17 protein-coding genes are annotated in these 22869 nt (G+C 38.9%); 10 read left to right on the forward strand and 7 right to left on the reverse strand.

Translation table 11 applies throughout. The features are described from left to right. Nucleotides 1–78: 78 nt before the first annotated feature. The 7 genes from pth to mfd form a co-directional block, all read right to left on the reverse strand. Complete coding sequence (gene pth / locus V6R96_RS01645; RefSeq protein WP_111958900.1) at nt 79–642, reverse strand: aminoacyl-tRNA hydrolase; 564 nt, start codon at nt 640–642, stop codon at nt 79–81. Nucleotides 643–727: 85 nt separating this feature from the next. Then, nucleotides 728–1660 carry a hypothetical protein gene (locus V6R96_RS01650; RefSeq protein WP_111958898.1) on the reverse strand — a complete coding sequence of 311 codons (933 nt, stop codon included), beginning with the start codon at nt 1658–1660 and terminating at the stop codon, nt 728–730. A gap of 98 nt (nt 1661–1758) precedes the next feature. After that, nucleotides 1759–2631, reverse strand: a complete 873-nt coding sequence (locus V6R96_RS01655) for a hypothetical protein (RefSeq protein ID WP_223558128.1) — start codon at nt 2629–2631, stop codon at nt 1759–1761. A gap of 151 nt (nt 2632–2782) precedes the next feature. Further along, nucleotides 2783–3526 (reverse strand): hypothetical protein, encoded by a 744-nt coding sequence (locus V6R96_RS01660; RefSeq protein WP_336377808.1) that lies wholly within the window; start codon nt 3524–3526, stop codon nt 2783–2785. A 7-nt stretch (nt 3527–3533) separates the two neighbouring features. Next, a complete protein-coding gene (locus V6R96_RS01665; RefSeq protein ID WP_223558126.1) occupies nt 3534–4349 on the reverse strand; it encodes a hypothetical protein in 816 nt (271 codons plus the stop codon). A gap of 5 nt (nt 4350–4354) precedes the next feature. After that, nucleotides 4355–5173, reverse strand: coding sequence for a hypothetical protein (locus V6R96_RS01670; RefSeq protein WP_336377809.1), 819 nt, complete (start codon nt 5171–5173; stop codon nt 4355–4357). Nucleotides 5174–5528: 355 nt separating this feature from the next. Then, complete coding sequence (gene mfd / locus V6R96_RS01675) at nt 5529–8897, reverse strand: transcription-repair coupling factor (RefSeq protein ID WP_336377810.1); 3369 nt, start codon at nt 8895–8897, stop codon at nt 5529–5531. A gap of 255 nt (nt 8898–9152) precedes the next feature. On the opposite strand from mfd, the gene V6R96_RS01680 reads away from it, so the two are divergent. The 10 genes from V6R96_RS01680 to V6R96_RS01725 all read left to right on the forward strand — a co-directional run bounded on the left by V6R96_RS01680 (nt 9153) and on the right by V6R96_RS01725 (nt 22639). Next, on the forward strand, nt 9153–9545 hold the full coding sequence (locus V6R96_RS01680; protein WP_111958886.1) for a hypothetical protein: 393 nt from the start codon (nt 9153–9155) through the stop codon (nt 9543–9545). A 172-nt stretch (nt 9546–9717) separates the two neighbouring features. Continuing rightward, the gene (locus V6R96_RS01685; protein WP_111958884.1) at nt 9718–9966 is read left to right on the forward strand and encodes a hypothetical protein; all 249 of its coding nucleotides are present in this window, start codon (nt 9718–9720) and stop codon (nt 9964–9966) included. A 130-nt stretch (nt 9967–10096) separates the two neighbouring features. Next, a complete protein-coding gene (locus V6R96_RS01690) occupies nt 10097–11596 on the forward strand; it encodes a GH3 auxin-responsive promoter family protein (RefSeq protein WP_336377811.1) in 1500 nt (499 codons plus the stop codon). Between the two features lie 68 nt (nt 11597–11664). Beyond that, nucleotides 11665–12027: a hypothetical protein gene (locus tag V6R96_RS01695; protein ID WP_111958880.1), complete on the forward strand. Its 363-nt coding sequence runs from the start codon at nt 11665–11667 to the stop codon at nt 12025–12027. Nucleotides 12028–12119: 92 nt separating this feature from the next. After that, nucleotides 12120–13355 (forward strand): MFS transporter, encoded by a 1236-nt coding sequence (locus tag V6R96_RS01700; protein WP_111958878.1) that lies wholly within the window; start codon nt 12120–12122, stop codon nt 13353–13355. A 91-nt stretch (nt 13356–13446) separates the two neighbouring features. Beyond that, a complete protein-coding gene (locus V6R96_RS01705; RefSeq protein ID WP_111958876.1) occupies nt 13447–15585 on the forward strand; it encodes a T9SS type B sorting domain-containing protein in 2139 nt (712 codons plus the stop codon). A gap of 97 nt (nt 15586–15682) precedes the next feature. Continuing rightward, nucleotides 15683–17803 (forward strand): T9SS type B sorting domain-containing protein, encoded by a 2121-nt coding sequence (locus V6R96_RS01710; protein ID WP_336377812.1) that lies wholly within the window; start codon nt 15683–15685, stop codon nt 17801–17803. 274 nt (nt 17804–18077) lie between these two features. Beyond that, on the forward strand, nt 18078–19667 hold the full coding sequence (dnaB, locus tag V6R96_RS01715) for a replicative DNA helicase (protein WP_111958872.1): 1590 nt from the start codon (nt 18078–18080) through the stop codon (nt 19665–19667). A gap of 84 nt (nt 19668–19751) precedes the next feature. Next, the gene (gene rnhA / locus V6R96_RS01720) at nt 19752–20228 is read left to right on the forward strand and encodes a ribonuclease HI (RefSeq protein WP_111958870.1); all 477 of its coding nucleotides are present in this window, start codon (nt 19752–19754) and stop codon (nt 20226–20228) included. A gap of 158 nt (nt 20229–20386) precedes the next feature. After that, entirely contained in the window at nt 20387–22639 is a 2253-nt protein-coding gene (locus tag V6R96_RS01725; RefSeq protein WP_336377813.1) for a lectin-like domain-containing protein, read from the forward strand. The last annotated feature ends 230 nt before the right edge of the window (nt 22640–22869 follow it).

Consider the following 22869-nt stretch of genomic DNA (forward strand, 5'->3'; position numbering starts at 1 on the left):
AGATTGGAAATTGATTTTTAAAATACAACAAAAGACCATCGGATGTTCCGATGGTCTTTTGTTGTATTTTAGTTATTCCTATTTTCCGTTGAATGCTGACATTGTATTATTAATGCCGGCAAATACAAAAGACAGACTGGCTTTAGAAAATTTTTCAATTCTTTCGCCCAGCTTTTCAGATTCTTCCTCATTCCAGGTCCCCAGCACATAATCTACCTGGCGGCCTTCGGAAAAGTCTGCAGAAATCCCGAACCTCAGCCTTGCATAATTCTGGGTATTAAGTGTTTCATTAATACTTTTCAGTCCGTTGTGGCCGGCATCAGAACCTTTCATCTTCATCCGTAAGGTCCCGAACGGAAGGGCCAGATCATCTGTAATGATCAGCACATTTTCCAATGGGATATTTTCTTTCTGCATCCAGTATCTCACAGCGTTTCCTGAAAGATTCATATAGGTATCCGGCTTTAGAATGAGAACCTTTCTTCCTTTATATTTCCCCTCTGCCATCCAGCCGAAATTGGTCGTATTAAATGAAGCTTCCAATGTTTCAGCTATTTTCTCAGCTACTTTGAATCCTATATTGTGGCGTGTATTTTCGTATTCAGGACCTTTATTTCCAAGTCCGACTATTAAATATTTCATTCAGAAATTTTTTGCAAAATTAAGGGATAAAAAATAAAAAGCCCAATCTTACAAAAGATTGGGCTTATATATTGTAAAGATTCTTTTAAAAAGGTTTATAAATGTAGTTTACACCAAATCCTTTTGTCATATAAGTCTGCGGATCGTAGTTGTAGTTGGTTGTCCAGTTAATCGGGGACGGAATAGGAGGTATAAGATCTGTTACCGATCTTTTCTTAGGGTTGTTCGGGGATAAGATATGACTTTCCTTATCATTAATTTCAGTTGATAAAAGCCTTGAAATTTTGTATGCTGAAGGAAGCAGTGTAAATGGACTGATCTCAGTATCGTAATTAACGAAATCGTATGCAAATCTGGTGGTAGGTCTTCCAAATACCCCTGCGGCCATAGGTCCATAATTTCTTACTACCCTAGATACATTATCTCCCAAATAAGTATATCCGGTTTTAGAATAACTGATAAATGCAAACTGCGTTCCTGAAACATCAGGACCATTTTTCATAATAATAGAATCCAGTTTAGCAGTAGAACCGTTATACTTTAGCTCATAATGGGTTTTTGTTTTTCTTAACAGAGTCTGTGGACCAGGATTAGTTGCCGGTGGCACCGGTGGAGGTCTTCTGAAAACAGAACGGTTTTCAGAAATAACTACCAGTTTGTCATTAGGCCCATAAGTAAATAACTGACTGTAAGAAACGCTATCTTTATCAAGCTTTCCGTTTCCATCCAGATCCAAAAATCCATTGAAGTCAATTTGGCTTACTTTGTCGCCGCTGTATGCAATATTGGTGATTGAAGCACTGTCTGTGATTACTTTCGTTACCAAAAGTCCACTGTAGTGATATTCTGCTAATGTATCCTTATCTGTAATTTCTCTGTATAATGCTCTTGGACCGATAAGCCCTCCTGTTTCATTCAGGTCCAATAAAGGATCTCCGTCTTCGTCTAGCATGTCTTTACAGGAATGTATTGATGAAAATCCTGCTATTAATAAAATAAAGTAGAAAAGCTGTTTCATTTCCAGGTAATTGTTTATTTTTTGACAAATATAACTTTTTTTTGAACAAAAGTTATGTTTTTATTTATATTCCAGTAAAACTGATAACCAATTGGGCTTTACAGAGTTCTGTAAGTATATTTAAGAACTTGATCTTTATCCGAAACGGGATAGTTATAACCATCGTAAAGATAGGTCATAGGTGTATTTACTGCCGGTGCGGGAGATGGCGGCATCACATATACCGAGGTCGGGTTATTCGGAGAAATTCTATAAAAATTCTCAGGGCGGACAAGACTCCAAGCAGTAAAGAATGTTTTAGGAAGCGTAGAGAACGGGTTAACTTTAGAGTCATAGTTCTGATAGCTGTAAACAGTCATTTTTGCAGTAGCCATATTAGGCGCTCCGGTTGCTGTCAGTGTTCCTTTCGCACATTCAGCTTTAAAAATATTATCTCCCATATAGGTAAAGGTGCTTTCCGTGAATAAGCTGTATGCTGTATTTCCAGCCACCTTTCTTTTTTCAAGGATTTTCACAAGTTTTTTACCGCTGGCATCATAAGTAAATATGTAATCACTTACAAAAGAGTCTATTGCAGTAGCAGCGGTACCGGTACACGTTGCACTGTAAACATTGCCTTTGCTGTCTTCACTTACGCTAAAATCATAAGTCATGCTTCCTGCCAGGCTTCCAAGGAACTTTATTTTTCCAATTTTATTGCTGATGTAGGTTACAGTGCCCGTATAATAATTACTGGTATTCCCATCTCTAAGCATGCCTTTCTGAAAAGCAGTACCGTTGACTGTATATTCTTCCTGGATAGCACCATTTAACGTAATCTTTTCCAGAACTCTTGCTGGAGGGGGTGGTGTATTCCCATTGTTTCCTGTATTGGCACTGGGCTCGAATTGATCTGAAGAAGAATTGTCACATGAAACCATCAGTCCGAAAAATACCCCGGCAATGATTTTAAAAAGGTAGTTTTTTCCCATGAAAAAATATTTTAGTGAGTTGACAAATATAATTCATTTTTTTGACGAAAACATTTACTTATTCAACAAATTCATAACAATCTATATCTTTTTACAAAAAAAACCTAAAAACATAATGTCTTCAGGTCTTTATTTATGATATATCATGAAATTAATAAGGCTGCAGAACAGAGGTCGTTAAAACAGACTGAGACATTTCATTGTTCAGGTAATCCGTGTTTACCGCCCTTCCTATTCCCAATGTTCCTGAATTAAGGTTTCTTTTCGTACAGGCCACCTTCACACTATAATTATTTTTAGGTGTAAGGTTGGTAAGTGTTGCGTTAAGGTTGAAAATCTTATAACTTCCTTCCGAGCCTATTAAAACATCTGTCCTCACTGCTCTGAGTGAATTGTCTACGAAGATACCGCATGCAAAACCTGTTGAAGCATTCGAGTTTCCCGTTTTTTGGGCAGTGGTCTGAAAGGTAAACGCCACTTTATTCACAGCATTGGTAATGGAAAAAGTGTCAACAGTTCCCGGGAGAACCGTCCATTCAGAGGTAATCGTTGTCCCTTCCGAATAAGGAGAGGTGGAACCGTTAGGATTAGAAAAGCTTGCTCCAGTCTGATCTGCAACGGTATTCAATGAAAACACAGACATACTTCCCTGCCCATCGGCAATTTTTATACTTTTCCAGTCATTCACATTCAGCTCTGAATTGTTATGAAGAATAGTTCCCGCAGATCCGGCAGATCCTCTCAGCAGATTCGTTCCACCGGTTCTGATTTCTCTTGTAACATTTAAGTCGCCGTTTATATCCAGCATGTTCACAGGATTTGGCGTGTTCACTCCTACTTGCGCAGTTGCCCATACTGCAAAAAATAAAGACTTTATGATAATAATTTTTTTCATGCCTGGATTAATTTATAATTGGATTAAATACCTGAGGAACCTCATACACATCAACTTTCAGGGAAGACTGAGTAATAAAACTGTTAATGTTGGTATCTGCATTTATTCCTATAGCCAATACAACATCACTTGCTGTTCTGTAAGATCCTAGCCTTGAGCAGGCAACACTTACATCGTGCTGTCCTTTGGAAAGATTGGTTACTATCCCGATCTGATTGTGAGTAATAAAGGTACTTCCGGCACTACTTGCTTTTAAGTTTCTCTGTCTGAGATTAACCAGCTTATTATCCACAAAAATACCGCATGCATAATCTATGGAAATATCGGGTGTCCCGTTTACAGGAAGATTAGCCTGTACCACAGTTTCAAACTGAAAATACGTTTTACTTTCCGTGCTGAATACACTGATAGGCTGTGACAGGCCTGTAATTTTCTTAAACCCCGGGAGGCTTGAAATGTCTGCTCCTTTAGTAAAAGCCGTATTTTTGGCAGTAATACTGGATTGTTCACTATTGGTAAATTTTACTCCGGTTCTGTCTGAAAAGGAGTTATTGAAGATAAGATAAAACTTATTCGGCTCATACTCAGGAATACGCAACGACTTCCATATCGGAGGATAACCCTCTCCCTGAGAAACAAGAATCTGGTCATTATTACCCTGAGACAAAGTATTATCTGTAACGTTAAGAACAACGATTTTATTCCTTAGATTCATATCACCGTTTACATCAAGCTTCGCTTTTGGTGAATCCGTTTTAATTCCCACTTGGGCAGAAAGAGACAGCCCTGTCATAAAAAACAGGATCGAAATAATATTTTTCATCACAATTAATTGCTTTTATAAGTTACGTATTCAATAACATCAATCTTCATAACAGACTCAAGAGTAAATGCATTGGAAACCGTATTGGTATCAGATACATTACGCCCGATTGTAAACTGTGAACTTAGATTTGAGGAATTGATTTTTCTACAGGCCACCTCAAGCTTCTGTGCGCCTAGCGGAACATTCTGCTCTGTATAATTAAGGGTGAAAATATAATCCTGAATCCCCAGCTTCTCTGTATTATTGTTCGAAACGATCTTATCCGGACGTACCGCTACCAATTTGCCATTTCTGAAAACCCCACAGGTAAAAGTGACAGACTGGGAAGTTGTTGCAGATGGAGCCTTCATTTCAATACCTGTCTGAAACTGATAGGTAAGCCTGTTTCTTCCGTTTTTGATAATAAAATTGTTTTCAAGTCCGGCAATTTTTGACCATTTCCCTTTCGTGACATCGGTAATATCATCCCCAACATTGTTCTTGTAAACATTATCTGCTGCAATACCATTTGAAAGTTCTGTAATACCAGCCTGATCGGATGACAGGTATGAATTGATCAGTTTGTACTGTCCTTCCTCCATAAAGGAAACATTCAACGATTTCCAGGCTGGGGGCAGACCTTCTCCCTGTGACACCAAAACCTGGCCGTTCAGTCCTGCATTTCCAACCTGGGCGGATGTACCGCCTACTCTAAGTTCTTTTCTTAAGGTGGTTTTCCCGTTGACATCGAGAGTAGATTTAGGAGAAGACGTCCCAATTCCCACCTGCGCGTTCACACAAAGCGATAAAAGCCCGGCTGCGCAATAAATAATTCTTTTCATAATAAGGGCTGCAAAGGTATGAATTTAAATCATAAAAAACCATTTACAAACCCGTAAACCCGTACTAATAAAGCGATTATGCTGTAGAATTTAATGTACTAAAAAGTAGAATTATTACTACAAAAAATACTTTTAAAACCGGTATTGATGAGATTACATCAGTCAAACCCAATGTCAGCCGATGATTCAGCATTATTTTTTATCATCATATTGTGACTTCAAATGCTTCTAAATCCGCATGATACCCTATTTTTTTCGTGTAAAAATCATGTTTTTTTTCAATAAAAAAAGACCTTAAAAAGTAAATTTTTAGGTCTTCCTTGTTTTTTGATTATTAAAATGAGGTATTTTCCTTTTAATTATGTCCGATAATCGTTTTCAAAAGCACATTAACCTCATCCACATTTTTCACTTTTTCCTTTCTCATCATCAGCAGATTTCCATCTTTCCCGATCTTCTCTTTAAGCTGAGCTTCCTTTGGATTTTGGGTTAAATAACTGATAATATGCCTGAACCTGTCTGTCTGATAGAACTTGTCCTGGGGATTTGCAGGAAAATACCCTAAAAACACACCATTTTTCATGACGATCTTTTCAAATCCTATGTCTGCGGCAAGCCATTTCAAGGCAACACTCTTCAATAGATTCACCGCTTCTTTCGGCAAAGCTCCGAAACGGTCGATCAGTTCAAGCTCAAATTTATAGAGCTCCTTTTCATTACCAATCTCTGCAAGCTTCTGATACAGCAATAACCTTTCTTCCGTATTGGAGATATAAAAATCCGGAAGCATTAGCTCAAGGTCAGTATCAATATTGACATCTTTTACAGATTTGAACAGCTTCTGTCTGTCTTCCTCATTATCGAACAGGTTTTCAAAATCCGCATCATCCTTTAATTCTTCCAATGCTTCCTGCATCAGTTTCTGGTAGGTCTCAAAGCCCATTTCATTAATAAAGCCGCTCTGTTCAGCCCCGAGAAGATCTCCCGCTCCACGGATTTCAAGATCCTTCATAGCAATCTGGAAACCGCTTCCAAGGTCTGAAAACTGCTCAATAGCCTCAAGACGCTTTCTGGCATCAGAGGTTATCATATCATAAGGAGGCGTGATTAAATAGCAGAAAGCCTTTCTGTTGCTACGCCCTACCCTTCCCCTCATCTGGTGAAGATCTGCCATCCCGAACCTTTGGGCATCATTAATGAATATGGTATTCGCATTAGGAACATCCACCCCACTTTCAACAATCGTTGTAGAAACAAGAACATCATATTTGCCTTCCATGAAATCGAGCACATTCTTTTCCAGCTGCTTGCCCTCCATCTGCCCGTGCCCTGTAATAACTCTTGCATCCGGAACCAGCCTCTGGATGAGTCCGGCAATATCTTTAAGGTTTTCAATCCTGTTATTGATAAAATATACCTGCCCGTCCCTCTGAATCTCATAAGAAACAGCATCCCTGATGGTTTCCTCATTAAAACCTATCAGCTGTGTATCAACAGGTTGCCTGTTAGGCGGTGGTGTTTTGATCACTGAAAGATCTCTAGCTGCCATCAGGGAGAACTGCAGTGTTCTCGGGATGGGAGTAGCCGTTAGCGTAAGAGTATCTACATTGCTTTTCAGTGTTTTCAGCTTGTCTTTCACCGAAACCCCGAATTTATGTTCCTCATCAATGATCAGCAGTCCAAGATCTTTGAACTTTACGGAACTGCTTACCAGCTGATGGGTTCCTATTATAATATCCACCTTCCCGTTTTTAAGGCCGTCTAAAGCCTCTGCTTTCTGTTTGGCTGTTCTGAATCTGTTGACATAAGAAACGTTCACCGGAAAATCTTTCAGTCTTTCTTTAAAGCTTCTGTAATGCTGAAACGCCAGAATTGTTGTAGGAACCAATACAGCGACCTGTTTCCCATCTGTTGCCGCTTTAAATGCGGCACGGATCGCTACTTCAGTTTTTCCGAAACCTACGTCACCACAAACCAGCCTGTCCATTACTGTATCAGCTTCCATATCCCGTTTTACATCTATGGTTGCTTTTTCCTGGTCCGGAGTATCTTCGTAAATAAAACTGGCTTCCAGCTCATTCTGCAGATAGGAATCCGGAGTATAGGAAAATCCTTTTGCCGTTTTCCTTTCAGCGTATAATCTTATAAGGTCAAAAGCAATCTGTTTTACTTTTGCCTTTGTTTTCTGTTTTAATGATTTCCAGGCCGGAGATCCCAGCTTACTCAACACAATTTCTTTTCCGTCCGGGCCGTTATATTTTGAAATTTTATGCAGGGAGTGAATACTTACATATAATAAGTCTCCGTTTTTGTAAGTCAATTTGAAGCATTCCTGGATTTTTCCATCATTATTTACTTTGACAAGCCCCATGAATTTACCGATTCCGTGGTCGATGTGGGCAATATAATCGCCTATTTTCAGAGACATCAGATCCTTCAGGGTAAGCTGTTCGGATTTTGCAAAGGTGTTTTTTGCTTTATATCTTTGATAACGGTCAAAAATCTGATGGTCGGTATATACTAAGAGCTTATGGCCATTATCTACAAAACCTTCATGCAGCTCAGATTTGAAACTTTTAAAAGGAAGTTCGTGCTCAAGCTCTTCAAATATAGATTCCAGTCTTTCTTTTTGTTTTTCTGTAGAGAAAGAGATCCAGGTATCAAAACCTTCGGCCTGTCTTTCTTCAATGTCTTCTATCAGCAGTTCAAAGTTTTTGTGAAAGGAAGGCTGCGGAACCTGCTCAACTTTTATTTCAGTAATTTCTTTAAGCCCTTCAATAGGAATTCCGGCAAAATCAATTGTTTTAAATTTTTTAAAATCAAACAGAAAATCCTGATCTGAAATAAAGAGGTCCTGTGGTGCCTTGTGAGCAATATCTTTATTCAAAGTATCATATTTTTCCAGTGCTTTCTCATAGAAGTTCCTGATCTTCTGCATTCCAACGGCACCATTTCTGGAAACAACAAAGCTTTCTTTAGGCAGCAGCTCCAGCAGCGAAACCCGGGTTCCGGTTACTGAAAAATTCATATTGGAAACCAACTGAAAGTCTTTCACCTTATCTATGGAAAGCTGTGTCTCTATATCAAAGGTTTTAATATTCTCCACTTCATTTCCAAAGAAAGTAAGACGGTAAGGCTTTTCATAGGAATACGAAAACACATCAACGATTCCTCCTCTTACCGAAAACTCTCCCGGTTCGGAAACAAAATCTGCCTGCTGGAAGTTATAATGATTCAACAGCTCATCTACAAAATCAAAATCCAGCTGATCACCTACTTTTATGTGATGGGAAATCGCCTTAAAGTCTTCTTTTTTCAAAACCTTTTCGGACAGAGAGCCCGCATAAGCCACAATAACTTTAGGAGCTTTCCCGGAATTGATTTTATTCAGAACTTCAGTCCGAAGTACAAGATTTGCATTCTGTGTCTTTTCTACCTGATAAGGTTCAAGATGTGTTGCCGGAAAGTACAGCACTTTGTCCTTTCCAAGCAGATCTTCCATTTCAGTATTGGCATACAGGGCATCTTCTTTATCATCCACCAGATAAAGAATGGTCTTCTTCTGAGTTAGAAAAAGTTCGGCAACAAAAATAGAAACCGAAGATCCTGCACTTCCTTTCACGGAAATATGCTGGCTTTTCTCTAACTGGGTAAAGATCTCTTTTCCAAATTCTTTTTGAAGCAGGTCGGGAAGAAACTTTTCGTGAATAGGTTTTAGCTGCATAAATAGTAATAGTATAAACGACAAAAGCGATTTCGGGAGTGTTCCGAAACCGTTTGCTTACAACAAAGATAAGGATATTTTTTTCTTCCCTCAGAAATCAGGGATTACTAAAAACACAATCAAAATACGCAACACCTACCCAAATCTTAATTTTTTACCAATTTATCTAATTAAAAGTTAAAAAAATACGGATATTCTGGCATGGCATAGTGTTTGAAAATTTCAACCTATCAAACTTTTTAAAGAAATAAAATTATGAAAAAAGCAATTAAAATCTTAGGAATTTTTATGTTGGTCTTTGTTACCGCATTATCTTTTGCATCTTGTAGTGATGATGATGATCCAGTAAACAACGATTTCTTCGCAGGAACATATAAGGGAAGCATTTCTTATAATGATGGATCTACCAACAACAGCACAGATAACGGAAGTGTATTTGTAACCAAAATCGCGAGCGGTACGAAATATAATTTCGCATTCTCGAACGGTATTCCGGATCTTAACGGAGTAGAATTTCAACAGCAAGGAGACCATACGCTTGTAATGGTTGGTTCCAATGCCACAACTTATATTAGAATTGACAATAATGAATTGAAAATTCTATACAACAAGGACGGTAAAACCTGGACCGCCAACTGTACACGTTAACCCAACTATTCATACACATGAAAGCCTGCTTTATGAAGCAGGCTTTTTTTCTTTTAAAAGCTTTCATTAAGTTTTTTTTAAGCAGTAATAAACTTTAGTTAAGGTTGAAAATTCTGGATTTCCAGCCTGCTTTTTGTATATCTTTACTCAAGGAAAAACAAACCGTACACCTATGAAAAAATTATTAACAGCAATGTCTCTGGCTCTAGGACTAGGCTTTGCAACTGCTCAACAGACTGCTCCGGCAACACCTGCTGCCCCTCATCATCAGACAGCAAAAACAGTAAAAGCTCCTGAAGCTAAAACTGCAAAACCTGCAGCAAAAATGAAAAAGGACGGAACCCCTGACAAGAGGTATAAGGAAAACCAAAAACTTAAAAAAGACGGCACTCCAGATAAGAGGTACAAAGAAAACAAGTAAACTTTAACATATAGTTGTTATTTTCATAATCAAATTTCGAAGAACCGGTGAACTCATTCGCCGGTTTTTTTTGTGGCATATATGGCTGAAAAATAATTTTATATTCTATACTTATTTATAAATTTGGGGCATGTTAAATTTCTTCAAGAAAAATGTGGCACTTGTCTGGGCAAAAAAGCATGTTCAGAAAACCGGGGAATTCAAAAAAAACTCAGTAAAAAATCAGGAGGCCCTTTTGCTGGCTTTGGTGAAAACAGCTCAGAAAACTCTTTTCGGAAGGGAACATGACTTTGAAAACATTCAGTCTATCAAAGAATTCCAGGACAGAGTTCCTGTTTCGGATTATGAAGATCTAAAACCTTATATTGAGAGGGTAAAAAAAGGACAGGCCAATATTCTCTGGATGGAAACTCCTGAATATTTTGCAAAGACATCAGGCACAACCTCCGGTTCGAAATATATTCCCATCTCAAAGGAGGGAATGCCTTTTCAGATTGCAGGTGCACAGAGTGCACTGTTCCATTATATCGCCCAGAAAAACAATGCTGATTTTGTGAACGGAAAAATGATCTTTCTGCAGGGAAGTCCTGAAATGGAGGAAGTCTTCGGTATTAAAACGGGACGGCTTTCCGGAATTGTGGCTCACCATATCCCAGCCTATCTTCAAAAGAACCGCCTTCCAAGCTGGAGCACCAATATTATGGAGGATTGGGAAGCGAAGGTAGATAAGATTATTGAAGAAACGGAACACGAAAACATGACGCTCATCTCTGGAATTCCGCCATGGCTGATCATGTATTTTGAAAAGCTTACTGAAAAACACGGTAAAAAGGTCAAGCAGCTTTTTCCCAACCTCCAGCTTCTTGTAACGGGAGGTGTCAACTATGAGCCGTACCGGGATAAAATGAATGACCTGCTGGGTGGAAAAGTGGATATCATCCAGACGTTTCCGGCATCTGAAGGCTTTTTTGCTTTTCAGGATGACTACACTAAGGAGGGCCTGCTTCTTTTAACGGATCATGGAATTTTTTATGAATTCATTCCTCTGGAAGAGTATGGCAAGCCTGCTGCAAGAAGATTAACATTAAAAGATGTAGAGCTTAATAAAGATTACGCACTGATCCTCTCTACGAATTCAGGTTTATGGGCTTATTCAATAGGTGATGTTGTAAGGTTTATTGATAAAGATCCATATAGAATCCTGGTGAGTGGCAGAACCAAACATTTCACCTCTGCTTTTGGAGAACATGTGATCGCCTTTGAGGTAGAGGAAGCAATGAAGGCTACTGTAGAAAAATATACATCACAGATCACAGAATTCCATCTTGCCCCACAGGTAAATCCTACGGAGGGTCTTCCATATCATGAATGGCTGATAGAATTTGAAAAGGAACCGGAAAATTTAGAATTGTTCAGAAATGAGCTGGACCGACAGCTTCGAGAGAGAAATACATACTACGATGATCTTATTACCGGAAATATCCTTCAACCACTGCATATCACCCCACTTAAAAGGAATGCTTTCCATGAGTATGCAAAATCGCAGGGCAAACTGGGAGGCCAGAATAAAACACCAAGACTTGCCAATGACAGAAAAATTGCAGATCTGTTGGAAATTTACAAACTTTAGAGATATTTTTTCAATTCCCAAAACATATATTCGAAAAAAATTATAAATTTGAAAAAATAAAAATAATAATGAAAGCATCTGTACTTTTAAAGTCATCTTTACTAACATCCTTATTTGTCATTTCATCCTGCGCTACAACAAAGTACAGCGAGGACATTTCAAAAAACAATTATTCTAATCTTCAGGCTGGAAAAATGTATGTTGTTACCATGAAAGATGGTTCTGCCAAACAGAAAATGCTATTCCGAAACATAGATGGTGACAACCTTATAGGAACTGCAGGCAAAAAGGACAGTACAGAGGTAATTATCCCGAAATCCAATGTAGCTGCCGTAAAAGACAGATCTAAAGCAAGAGTAACAGCAGGCGCTACCGTCATTGGCGCAGCCGGTGTTGCGGCCATTGTAATCAGTGCATTGAGAGCTGACTAAATAGATTTTATCTTTCGGTATCTATTTGATTTATCATTCAGAAAAACAGTATATAAGCAGCCTTAAATAAATATTTAAGGCTATTTTTGTGCATGATTTCCTTTACACCGTTAAAAACATTGCAAAATGTTGAATTCAGGAATCTTCTTACGGGAAGATTTTTTATTGTTTTAGCCTTCAGAATGCTCGCGACTTTATTGGGATGGTGGGTGTACCAGTTGACAAAAGATCCTTTTTCAATAGGCCTTATCGGACTTTCGGAAGTAATTCCTGCGGTAAGCTGTGCTTTATATGCGGGCCATGTCATTGATATGAATGAGAAAAAAAGGCTGCTCCTGATCTGCAATTATGCATATATTTTCCTGATTGGCCTGCTGCTGATCCCTGCATTTTTCAATGTTGAAATGCATTTTAACGGACATGAAATCACTTATTTTATATACACCGTTATATTTTTCACCGGAATTGCAAGAGCCTTTATTGGGCCTATCGTTCCTTCAATGATTCCTAAAATAGTAAAGAAGGAAAATCTTCCGAATGCAGTAACCCTGAACCAGGCTACATTTTTGATCTCTTCTGTATGCGGGCATGCTGCGGGAGGACTTCTTATAGGATTTTTCGGTGTAAAATGGACATTAATCGTTATTATCTCTTTAATATTTATCGCTTCTCTGTTCTTCTGGCAGCTGAAACAACAGCATTCCGAGTATATAAAGGCGAATGTAAATGTGGTGGAAAGCATGCGTGAGGGTATTTCCTATATCTTTAAGACGAAAGAAATTTTAGGGGCATTATGCCTTGATATGTTTGCCGTTCTGTTTGGTGGGGCCGTTGCTATGATTCCGGTATTTGCCACTGATATTTTAGATGCAGGAGCAGAAGGTTTCGGTCTTTTGAATGCTGCTTCAGATATAGGTTCTATGTGCATCATCACTCTTCTGGCGGTTATTCCGTTAAGGAAAAATCAGGGAAAAATTCTTCTTGCCGTTGTTGCCGGATTTGGACTTTGCATCATTGGTTTTGGCTTATCCAAACTGTATTGGCTCTCATTTATGTTCCTTGTCATGAGCGGAATGCTTGACGGAATTTCGGTGGTAATCAGAGGAACTATAGTACAGCTGAAAACTCCTGACAATATCAGAGGACGCGTACTGAGCGTCAATTCTATATTCATCATGTCCAGCAATGAAATGGGGCAGTTTGAAAGCGGACTCATGGCAAAACTACTCGGTGTGGTGCGGTCTGTAGTCTTCGGGGGAACTATGACGGTGTTGGTAGCCCTTCTTGTAGGGAGCACAAATCCCAAGCTGAGAAAAATGAATTATTAGACAATAATATATTGATTCTATTAAATATATCACAAAAACTTTAATTTAACTTTAATAATTTTTTATATTTGTCTTTTTTAAATCCCCCTTTATGAAAAAAGCATTACTCGTTTTCCTAATCATCTGCTCACGCATCTTATATGCCCAATCAGATTGTATTAGTGCAATATCTATTTGTGGAAACTCGGACATCTCTTACACCCCTTCGGGACCAGGGAATGTCCTGGAAGGTATTGGTGTCAATTCCTGCCTGAGTGATACGGATAACGAACACTTTTCTGTATGGTACAGCTTCACAGCGTCAACATCAGGAACATTAGCATTTGTGATTAATCCGACCATTGATACTGATGACTATGACTTTGCTGTTTATGGTCCTACTACAAACGGATGTACTTCTTTAAATAACAATAACATTTTTGTAACGCCACTAAGATGTAACTTCAATGGTACAGGTTCATCTCAGGGAAATACAGGTTTACTTCTGACGATACCGCCACCACCACCACCAAACACCAATGGAAGTGCCGGAAATCAAGCTGAATGGAGTCCACATATGGTCGTACAGGCTGGTGAGACTTATTATCTTGTGGTAGATAACTATAGAAGTTCACCAGATGGATTCTCGCTAACGTGGACAGGTACTGCAAGTTTAAGCTCTGCATTCAACGATCCTACCTTGGCTCCGTTTCCGTTTGTTACTCCAGGACTTCCTGCAGCTAATCCTGCAGACCCGAATGAAGTAACGGTATGTTCACTTGCCACTCCATTCAATTTTGCTACTCTAAGCGCAGGAATCATCAATGGCAACAGTCCAAATTTCAAAGTATCTTACCATAAAAATACGAATGATGCCATTACAGGAGGAAATCCTGTCACTTCAGAGGTTGTAAACCTTACATCAGTTTACTACTACAGGATCGTATATCAGGATCCTGCGAATCCTACAAACCCCATGAATGGCTGTTTTATTACAGGAAAATTCAAATTCAGGGACGGCGGATTTACATTAACCAATGCCACGCTTACAAGTTGCAGCAACAACGGTTCCGGAACAGCCATGTTCGATCTTACCACTGCCGCTATAGGAGCCGGTCCCACTCATACTCTCCAGTATTACCCGACCTTGTTTGATCTGAACGCTGGAACGAATGAGATCACCAGTCCTGCTATCTATCAGTTTGTTTCTGCTGAAGGAAAAATCTATGTAAAAGCAACCAATGAATTCGGATGTACGGCAACAGCGCAAATCACCCTGAAGTTTCATCCCCTGGTAGCTGTCACTGATGCTTCTTTAAGATCTTGTTTCCTTGAAACAAATCCTTCACTTGGAACATTCAACCTAAGCAATGCCACAGTAACAACTGTAGTAGGGGCGGTCAAAAAATACTATCCGTCTCTAACAGATGCGGTAAACGGAACCAATGAAATTCTGAGTTTCTTAGCCTATACTGCTCCAGCCGGAGTTATTTATGTAAAAGTATTTAATGCACAGGGATGTTATTCTATTGCAAAAGTAACATTAACTGTACTTTCTCCTGTTTATTCGAATGTTCTTCAGGACAAGATCATCTGTGTTGAGGATAAAACAACACTGGATGCGGGGCCTGGATTCAACGGTTACGAGTGGAGCACGGGAGCAACTACGCAAGCTATCAATAATGTAGGGGTAGGAACATATTGGGTTAAATTAAAAACCGGCGACTGTATCACACTACAGGCTGTAAAAGTATATGCTTCTGAACAACCGGTTGTTTCAAGCATTGATATTTCCAACACTACTATAACTGTAAATGTTATTGCCGGAGCACCTGAATACAAATATTCTATGGACAACATCAACTGGCAGGACTCTAATGTCTTCACCAATGTTTCAAGAGGAGACCATACTGTATATGTAAAAGATGCTTATGACTGCGAACCTATTGAGATAACAGTTGTGGTGCCTAATCTTATCAATGTGATCACTCCAAACGGAGACGGTGTAAATGATGTAATAGATTATTCAGCATTATCTGGCAAAAATGGACTTATATTCAGCATCTTTGACAGATACGGAACCAAGATCCACCAGGCAGATAAGTCTAATGGATATAAATGGGACGGAACAGTTGCCGGCAAAAAAATTCCTACGGGAACATACTGGTACTCTGTCACTTGGAATGAAAATGATAAAAAGAATACGCCATTCAAGTTCTCAGGATGGGTAATGGTAAAAAATAGAGAATAACTCTTGTTAAAATAAAACCGCTCTACGGGGCGGTTTTTTAACATAAATGCTGATAACTTTATTTACTCAAATCTTGTTTCACAAAATCATTTTAAACATGAAAAAAACATTACTCCTTTTAATTTTATTTATAGCTCAGGTATTTTACGCACAGTCCGACTGTGTTACAGCCATTCCGCTCTGTGGAAACTCGGATATCTCATACACGCCCTCAGGGCATGGAAATATAGAAGAGGAGCTGTCAGCAAACGGATGCCTGGGCAGAGATGAAAATTACTCAGTATGGTATACTTTTACGATAGCAACATCAGGAACTCTATCATTCACTATCGATCCAAACGTTAATTCAGATGATTACGATTTTGCAGTATACGGTCCTACCACCAACGGGTGCACATCTCTGAACACCAACAACACCTTTGTAACGCCAATCAGGTGTAATTATGCAGGAAGGGTACCCAATGGGGATACCGGACTCAGCATGACTATCCCGCCTCCAGGAGCCCCCAATGGTACCGGAACCGCAGGAAACCAGGGAGAATGGAGTCCTTATATGCAGGTACAGGCTGGAGAAACCTATTATCTTATTGTTGACAATTTCGAAAGTTCTGACGACGGGTTCAAGCTGATCTGGGGTGGTACAGCTACCTTAAGCTCTGCGTTCAATGATCCGGTTCTTGCTCCTAATCCTTTTATCCCGCCGGGAATTCCTGCGGCTAACCCGACAGATCCTTCAACGGTTATGGTTTGCGGACTGCCATCACAATTTAACTTCACTACGCTTACACCTGGTATTATCAATGGAAATAATCCCAATTTCCTGGTTACTTACCATGACAATACCAACGATGTTGTAACAGGAGAAGATCCTCTTACCATTGCTACAGTAAACGGAACGACCACTTATTACTACAGAATCCGTTATTTTGACCCAAACAACCCGAATAGCGCCGTCAACAAATGTTTTATCAGTGGTAAATTCAAATTTGTAAACGCCAGCATTACCGGGAAAAATGCCAGTATTTTTGCCTGTAACAATAATGGCGAAGGAACAGGAAAATTTGACCTGACAACAGCAGATGTATTTACCGGCCCTATTACTAAAAAATACTACCCTACTCTTGCTGACCTGAATGCTGACACTAACGAAATCACCAATCCTACCGATTACGTTTCTGCTCCTACAACAATATATGTTAAGCTGATTTCCGCATTCGGATGTACAGCTATAGCAACAATAACATTAACATATCATCCCGTTGTTGCCCTAAGGGATGCACTAATGGAAGAATGTTATATTGAAAATGATATCATGCAGGCTAAATTTGACCTGACAACAGCTAATGTAGGCGCTGTAGCAGGACAGACAAAAAAATTCTATAAGACCTTAAACGACGCTAAAGCCGAAACTAATCCTATTGGTAATCCGACCGCTTACCTTACGACAAGTACTGAAGTGTATGTAAGAGTTACCAATGCCAATCAGTGTTATTCTATTGCCAAAATCACACTGAAAGTTCTCCCTCCGGTAAAATCTGCTGTGCTGAAAGACAAAACGATTTGTGCGGAAGGAAAAACAACACTGGATGCAGGGCCTGGATTCGATGGATACGAATGGAGCACCGGCGCTACCACACAATCTATCAATAACGCAGGAATAGGAGTTTATTGGGTGAAGCTGAAAACCGGGAAATGTTTTACACTTCAGACTGTAACTATTTTTGCCTCTTCGCAACCGGTAATCTCCAGTGTAGATATCAGCAACAATACTATAACAGTGAACGCTTCAGGTGGAACTCCTCCTTATATGTATTCAATAGATGGTACCAACTGGCAGTCGACTAACACATTCAGCGGGCTTCCTAGAGGGGATAATAAAATATTCTTAAAGGATTTTTATAACTGTACCCCTGTTCAGATCACCATTACTGTACCTAATCTGATCAATGCGATCACTCCAAACGGGGATAAGATCAATGATGAGATCGACTACTCTGCCCTGTCTTATAAGAAAAATCTTGTTTTCATCGTCTATGACAGATATGGCAATAAGCTTTATGAAGCCAATAAAATGAGAGATTATAAATGGGACGGAACAGCTTCCGGCAAGAAAATCCCTACCGGCACTTACTGGTATACGATCTCATGGAACGAAAATGACAAGAACAATACTGAAACGAAATATTCAGGATGGATACTGTTGAAGAATAAAGAATAAGATTATTTTTAGCTATAAAAAAAAGACTGCCACAACTGGTGGTCTTTTTTTGTATTTCATTATTAACCAACCATTCAATTTCATTATTCAATAAAAAATCATTGACTATTTTCATTCTGATGGATAGTACTTATTGAAATTTTTCTATTTTTGATCCCCACATTTTTACTAACATTTATTTTGAGTTCTACTGCTATAGGTTAAGGCAGGATTGCTGATAACTTGTTAGTTACTATTTTTTAATTATTTTTTTTAAATAAGCTATCTTTGCATCATGGCGCAGAAAGAAACATTATCATCCCTTACGCACGGAAATTTTGCAAGAGAACTGTCTATTGCGGATGGAAAAATGCCACCCAATGCTGTAGATTTTGAAAGACTGGTTATAGGAACTTTTTTGATAGACAAAAAAGGTCTTGACCATTCTATTGACCTCCTTACTCCTGAAGTATTTTATGATCCCAGACATCAGGTTATTTTTGCCACAATTCTAAAACTTTACGAAGGCAACCATCCTGTAGACCTTATGACCATTATCCAGGAATTAAAAAAAGAGGATAAATTAAGCCAGGCCGGAGGCGATCATTATATTATTGATCTTACCATGGGAGTAAGCTCCTCCGCTCACATTGAATATCATGTCCGAGTTATTCTTGAAAAATATATCTTAAGAAGTCTGATTAATGTTTCTGCCAACGTGATCGATTCATCCTATAAAGAATCTACCGATGTATTCGAACTTTTGGATAAGGCTGAACAATCTTTCTTTGAAATTACCAACGGTACGATCAAAAAAGGATTCGACACCGCCAATTCATTGGTAAAGCAGGCTATCGATACTATTAAATCTTTGAAAGATAAGGAAGGGCTTTCAGGAGTTCCTTCCGGATTCAGGGATATTGACAAAGAAACGGGAGGCTGGCAAAATTCTGACCTCATCATTATTGCAGCCCGTCCGGCGATGGGTAAAACAGCATTCCTTCTGTCGATGGCCAGAAATATTGCCGTTGGCCATAAGATTCCGATGGTGCTTTTCTCCCTGGAAATGGCATCTGTACAGCTTATCACGAGGATGATCGCTTCAGAAACGAGAATTTCTTCTGAAAAACTGAGAAAGGGAACTTTAGATGATGAAGAATGGCAGAGACTGTTCTCCAACGTATCCGAGCTTGAAAATGCCCCACTTTTTATTGACGAAACCCCCTCTCTTTCCATATTCGACTTCCGCGCAAAGTGCCGAAGACTGGTGATGCAGCATGGTGTAAGGCTGATCATGGTGGATTACCTTCAGCTGATGACTGCAGGAGGTGGAGGTAAAGGAGTCGGAAACCGTGAACAGGAAATTTCCATGATCTCGCGTTCATTAAAGGCTATTGCCAAAGAACTGAATGTACCTGTTATTGCCCTTTCACAGTTATCGAGAAGTGTGGAGGCACGCCCAGGAAAAAGACCTCAGCTTTCTGACCTTAGGGAATCCGGAGCGATTGAGCAGGATGCGGATATTGTATCTTTTATTTTCAGACCTGAATATTATAAAATTGCCGTTTGGGACAATGATGAAGAAGGCCAGGAAACTCCAACGGAAAATCAGGCTGAACTGATCATCGCAAAGCATAGAAATGGTGCTACAGCCGATGTCAGATTATCATTCTTAAAACATTTTGCAAAATTCGGGGATATTGAAGCAGCATTAGACGGTGGTATGGGAGGTTATCCTTCTAATTTCGGATCTAACGAGCCTAGTGGTTTTGATAAAATAAGAACTACTATTCAACCTGGAGCTGCATTTGATTTACCAGACAGTTCAAAGCTTTCAGGATCTTCAATGAATGACCTTGATGATGATGACGATTTCCCATTCTAGAAACATACTATTTTAAATTAACAACAGCTTGGCATTCTTCAAACTTAGTTTTTACAGAATACCAGTTTTACATAGACTTAACTTTTGAGAATAGAAATATACACCGACGGTGCATGCAGCGGAAACCCCGGCAAAGGAGGCTATGGAATTCTTATGCGTGTTCCTGAAAAAAATTATCAGAAGACATTCTCCAAAGGATTCAGAAAAACCACCAATAACAGAATGGAGCTATTGGCTGTTATTTCCGCTATGGAAAAACTAAAGTCTTCGGAGAACGATATTCATATTTACACAGACAGCAAATATGTAGCTGATGCCGTGAACCAAAACTGGATTGCAGGATGGATCAAAAGAGGATGGAAAAATGTAAAAAACCCCGATCTCTGGAAAAGATTTATTGAAATGTACAACAAACACAACCCAAAAATGCATTGGGTAAAAGGCCATGCGGGGCACTTTGAAAATGAGCTCTGCGATAAACTTGCCGTGGCAGCTGCAAGCTCACCTGATCTGGAAGTTGATACTTATTTTGAAGGACTGGAAAGCAATTCTCTTTTTTAAAAATCTAAATTAACATCTTTATAATTCTCTATTCGCCTATTCATTTTACAATTCATTGACAAATCATTAATATTTTCAGTTAAATTAACATTAAATACATATTAATCGGTTAGGATTTAATATATTTACAACGTCTAAAATAAAGTAATTCCACTTCAATGAATAAATCTTTACTGTCTTACATTTCTCTCTTTCTGTTTTTTTTGTCAGGGGGAGTGTTTTCTCAAACTTACCAGTTAACCGGAAACCCTGTAAATACCACAGGATGGTCCATGGTTGCTCCAACCCAGGTACTAGGTGATTTTGTTCAGCTTACTCCGGATACCAATAACCAATCCGGATCTATAAGACTGAATGATCAGATTAATTTAAAATATTGTGATAAATGGAGAGTGGAATTCGACTTCAGAATGGACTCTAACCAAACTTCCAACGGAGACGGAATTGCATTTTGGTATCTGGCGAACCCACCTGTTGCAAGTGTATTGGGTTCTGGCCTTGGAGTTTCCCAAAATGCAGTCGGTTTTATTGTAGGTTTTGATACTTACAACAACACCACTACCGCTACAATGAGTAAGATACATGTTGCTTACGGGCAGGTTGCCAATACAACAGATAGCAACAATGTAGAATTCTTCAATGTTCCGGGGAGCTCTTTTCACTCACCGGACCTGAATACCACCCAACCTTTTCAGGGAACAACTTATAAGCATGTTGAAGTAACAGCTCAGGTAGATCCGGCTATTCCTACGAATTGGATTGTAAAAATAACACTTGACGGTACGACCATCTGTAACCAGTCTTTTGCCCCGTCGGGCACGGCAGCTGCTATGACCATTGGATATTTTGGATTTTCGGCTTCTACAGGAGGGGCACGGTCAAGACATTCTATTAAAAATGTAAAAATCTACACCGATAAAGTTCCTATTTTACAAAGTACAGCGACACAGACTTTCTGTCCAAATCCGACTACAGGGTTTGCATCTGTAAATTTAACAACTTTCAATTCTCAATTCGTTAGTAACCCTTCCAATTATACATTCACGTACTTGCAAGGCTCAACACCTATTACAAATCCCACTAATTTCCAATTCAATGCCAATACTACGGTTACTGTGATTGTAAAGGACAATGCAGGAATATTATGTGATAATCCGGACGGAAAAATACAGCTGGTCCTGGCTCCTCTTACACTTACCGATAAAACTTTAACAGCATGTAACAACAATAAAGCAGGAATAGGATTATTCAACCTTAATACTGCAGATGTAACAAATGTACTTGGCGCCACTAAAAAATATTATAAAACACTGAATGATCTGAATGCTGGAATCAATGAAATCACGAATCCCAATTCTTACACTTCCGCACCCGGCATAGTCTATGTAAAAGTGACTACGCCGCAGGGATGTACCGGTACGGCAAAAATTACCTTAACATTCTATCCTGAAACTCCGGTAAAAGAAGCCACGCTACAGTCATGCTTTCTGCAGGATAATATTACGACTGCCATATTTGACCTTACTTCAGCCAATGTGACGACACTGACGAGCGGGTTTACAAAGAAATATTATTTAAGCGTAGCAGATGCATTAAGCGGAACCAATGAGATTGTCAATCCATCTCAATATATGTCCGTGAGTACTGCAGTCTATGTAAAGGTAACTGACTCAAACGCATGTTTCGCTATAGCAAAAGTTAACCTCGTTGTACTTTCACCAGTGAAATCAAACATTTTAAAAGATAAAATTATCTGCATTGACGGAAGAACTGATCTGGATGCAGGTCCGGGCTTTGATGGCTACGAATGGATTACCGGAGCAACTACTCCTTCTATACAGGGAGTAGGTGTCGGTCTTTATTGGGTAAAGCTAAAAACAGGAAACTGTATTACATTGCAGACCGTGAAGGTTATTGCTTCGGCAAACCCTGTTATTTCAAGCATTGATATTCATAATACAACGGTAACTGTGAATGTTTCAGGAGGCACTCCACCATATAAATATTCTTTAAACGGTATCGACTGGCAAGATTCAAATATATTTACAGGCTTGCACAGAGGAGAGGTAAAAGTTTTTGTCAAAGACTTTTACAACTGTTCACCCGTTGAAGTTCAGATCACCGTTCCCAATCTGATCAATGCCATTACACCGAACGGCGATAACGTGAATGACTTTATTGATTATTCCGCATTGGCCTATAAGAAAAATCTGGTTTTTATAGTATATGACAGATATGGCAATAAACTTTATGAAGCCGATAAAACAAGAAATTTCAAATGGGATGGAACTGCCTTCGGCAAAAAGATCCTCACGGGGACTTACTGGTATTCTATTTCATGGAATGAAAATGATAAAAACAATACTCCTACGAAATATTCAGGCTGGGTATTGGTAAAAAACAGAGAATAATAGCTTTTCATACAAAATCACTCCTTCACCGGAGTGATTTTTTAATAGGATTGGGCTTGTGGGATCAAGGCTTATCATATCTTAACTTAATAAATAAGATATATTTTATTTTTAACCATTTCATATAAATTTTAAAAATTACTTATAAAATTGACAATTTTTGTTAATCATTTGACAATTATACATTATATATTAGAAAATAAAATAAATATATTTACAGGAATAACCTC

The sequence above is a fragment of the Chryseobacterium sp. CCNWLW53 genome, assembly GCF_037083525.1.
Lineage (GTDB): Bacteria > Bacteroidota > Bacteroidia > Flavobacteriales > Weeksellaceae > Chryseobacterium > Chryseobacterium lathyri.

Coding starts and splice junctions, on each gene's coding strand:
- pth (WP_111958900.1), bottom strand. CDS start 642: ATGAAATATTTAATAGTCGGACTTGGAAATAAAGGTCCTGAATACGAA.
- V6R96_RS01650 (WP_111958898.1), bottom strand. CDS start 1,660: ATGAAACAGCTTTTCTACTTTATTTTATTAATAGCAGGATTTTCATCA.
- V6R96_RS01655 (WP_223558128.1), bottom strand. CDS start 2,631: ATGGGAAAAAACTACCTTTTTAAAATCATTGCCGGGGTATTTTTCGGA.
- V6R96_RS01660 (WP_336377808.1), bottom strand. CDS start 3,526: ATGAAAAAAATTATTATCATAAAGTCTTTATTTTTTGCAGTATGGGCA.
- V6R96_RS01665 (WP_223558126.1), bottom strand. CDS start 4,349: ATGAAAAATATTATTTCGATCCTGTTTTTTATGACAGGGCTGTCTCTT.
- V6R96_RS01670 (WP_336377809.1), bottom strand. CDS start 5,173: ATGAAAAGAATTATTTATTGCGCAGCCGGGCTTTTATCGCTTTGTGTG.
- mfd (WP_336377810.1), bottom strand. CDS start 8,897: ATGCAGCTAAAACCTATTCACGAAAAGTTTCTTCCCGACCTGCTTCAA.
- V6R96_RS01680 (WP_111958886.1), top strand. CDS start 9,153: ATGAAAAAAGCAATTAAAATCTTAGGAATTTTTATGTTGGTCTTTGTT.
- V6R96_RS01685 (WP_111958884.1), top strand. CDS start 9,718: ATGAAAAAATTATTAACAGCAATGTCTCTGGCTCTAGGACTAGGCTTT.
- V6R96_RS01690 (WP_336377811.1), top strand. CDS start 10,097: ATGTTAAATTTCTTCAAGAAAAATGTGGCACTTGTCTGGGCAAAAAAG.
- V6R96_RS01695 (WP_111958880.1), top strand. CDS start 11,665: ATGAAAGCATCTGTACTTTTAAAGTCATCTTTACTAACATCCTTATTT.
- V6R96_RS01700 (WP_111958878.1), top strand. CDS start 12,120: ATGATTTCCTTTACACCGTTAAAAACATTGCAAAATGTTGAATTCAGG.
- V6R96_RS01705 (WP_111958876.1), top strand. CDS start 13,447: ATGAAAAAAGCATTACTCGTTTTCCTAATCATCTGCTCACGCATCTTA.
- V6R96_RS01710 (WP_336377812.1), top strand. CDS start 15,683: ATGAAAAAAACATTACTCCTTTTAATTTTATTTATAGCTCAGGTATTT.
- dnaB (WP_111958872.1), top strand. CDS start 18,078: ATGGCGCAGAAAGAAACATTATCATCCCTTACGCACGGAAATTTTGCA.
- V6R96_RS01725 (WP_336377813.1), top strand. CDS start 20,387: ATGAATAAATCTTTACTGTCTTACATTTCTCTCTTTCTGTTTTTTTTG.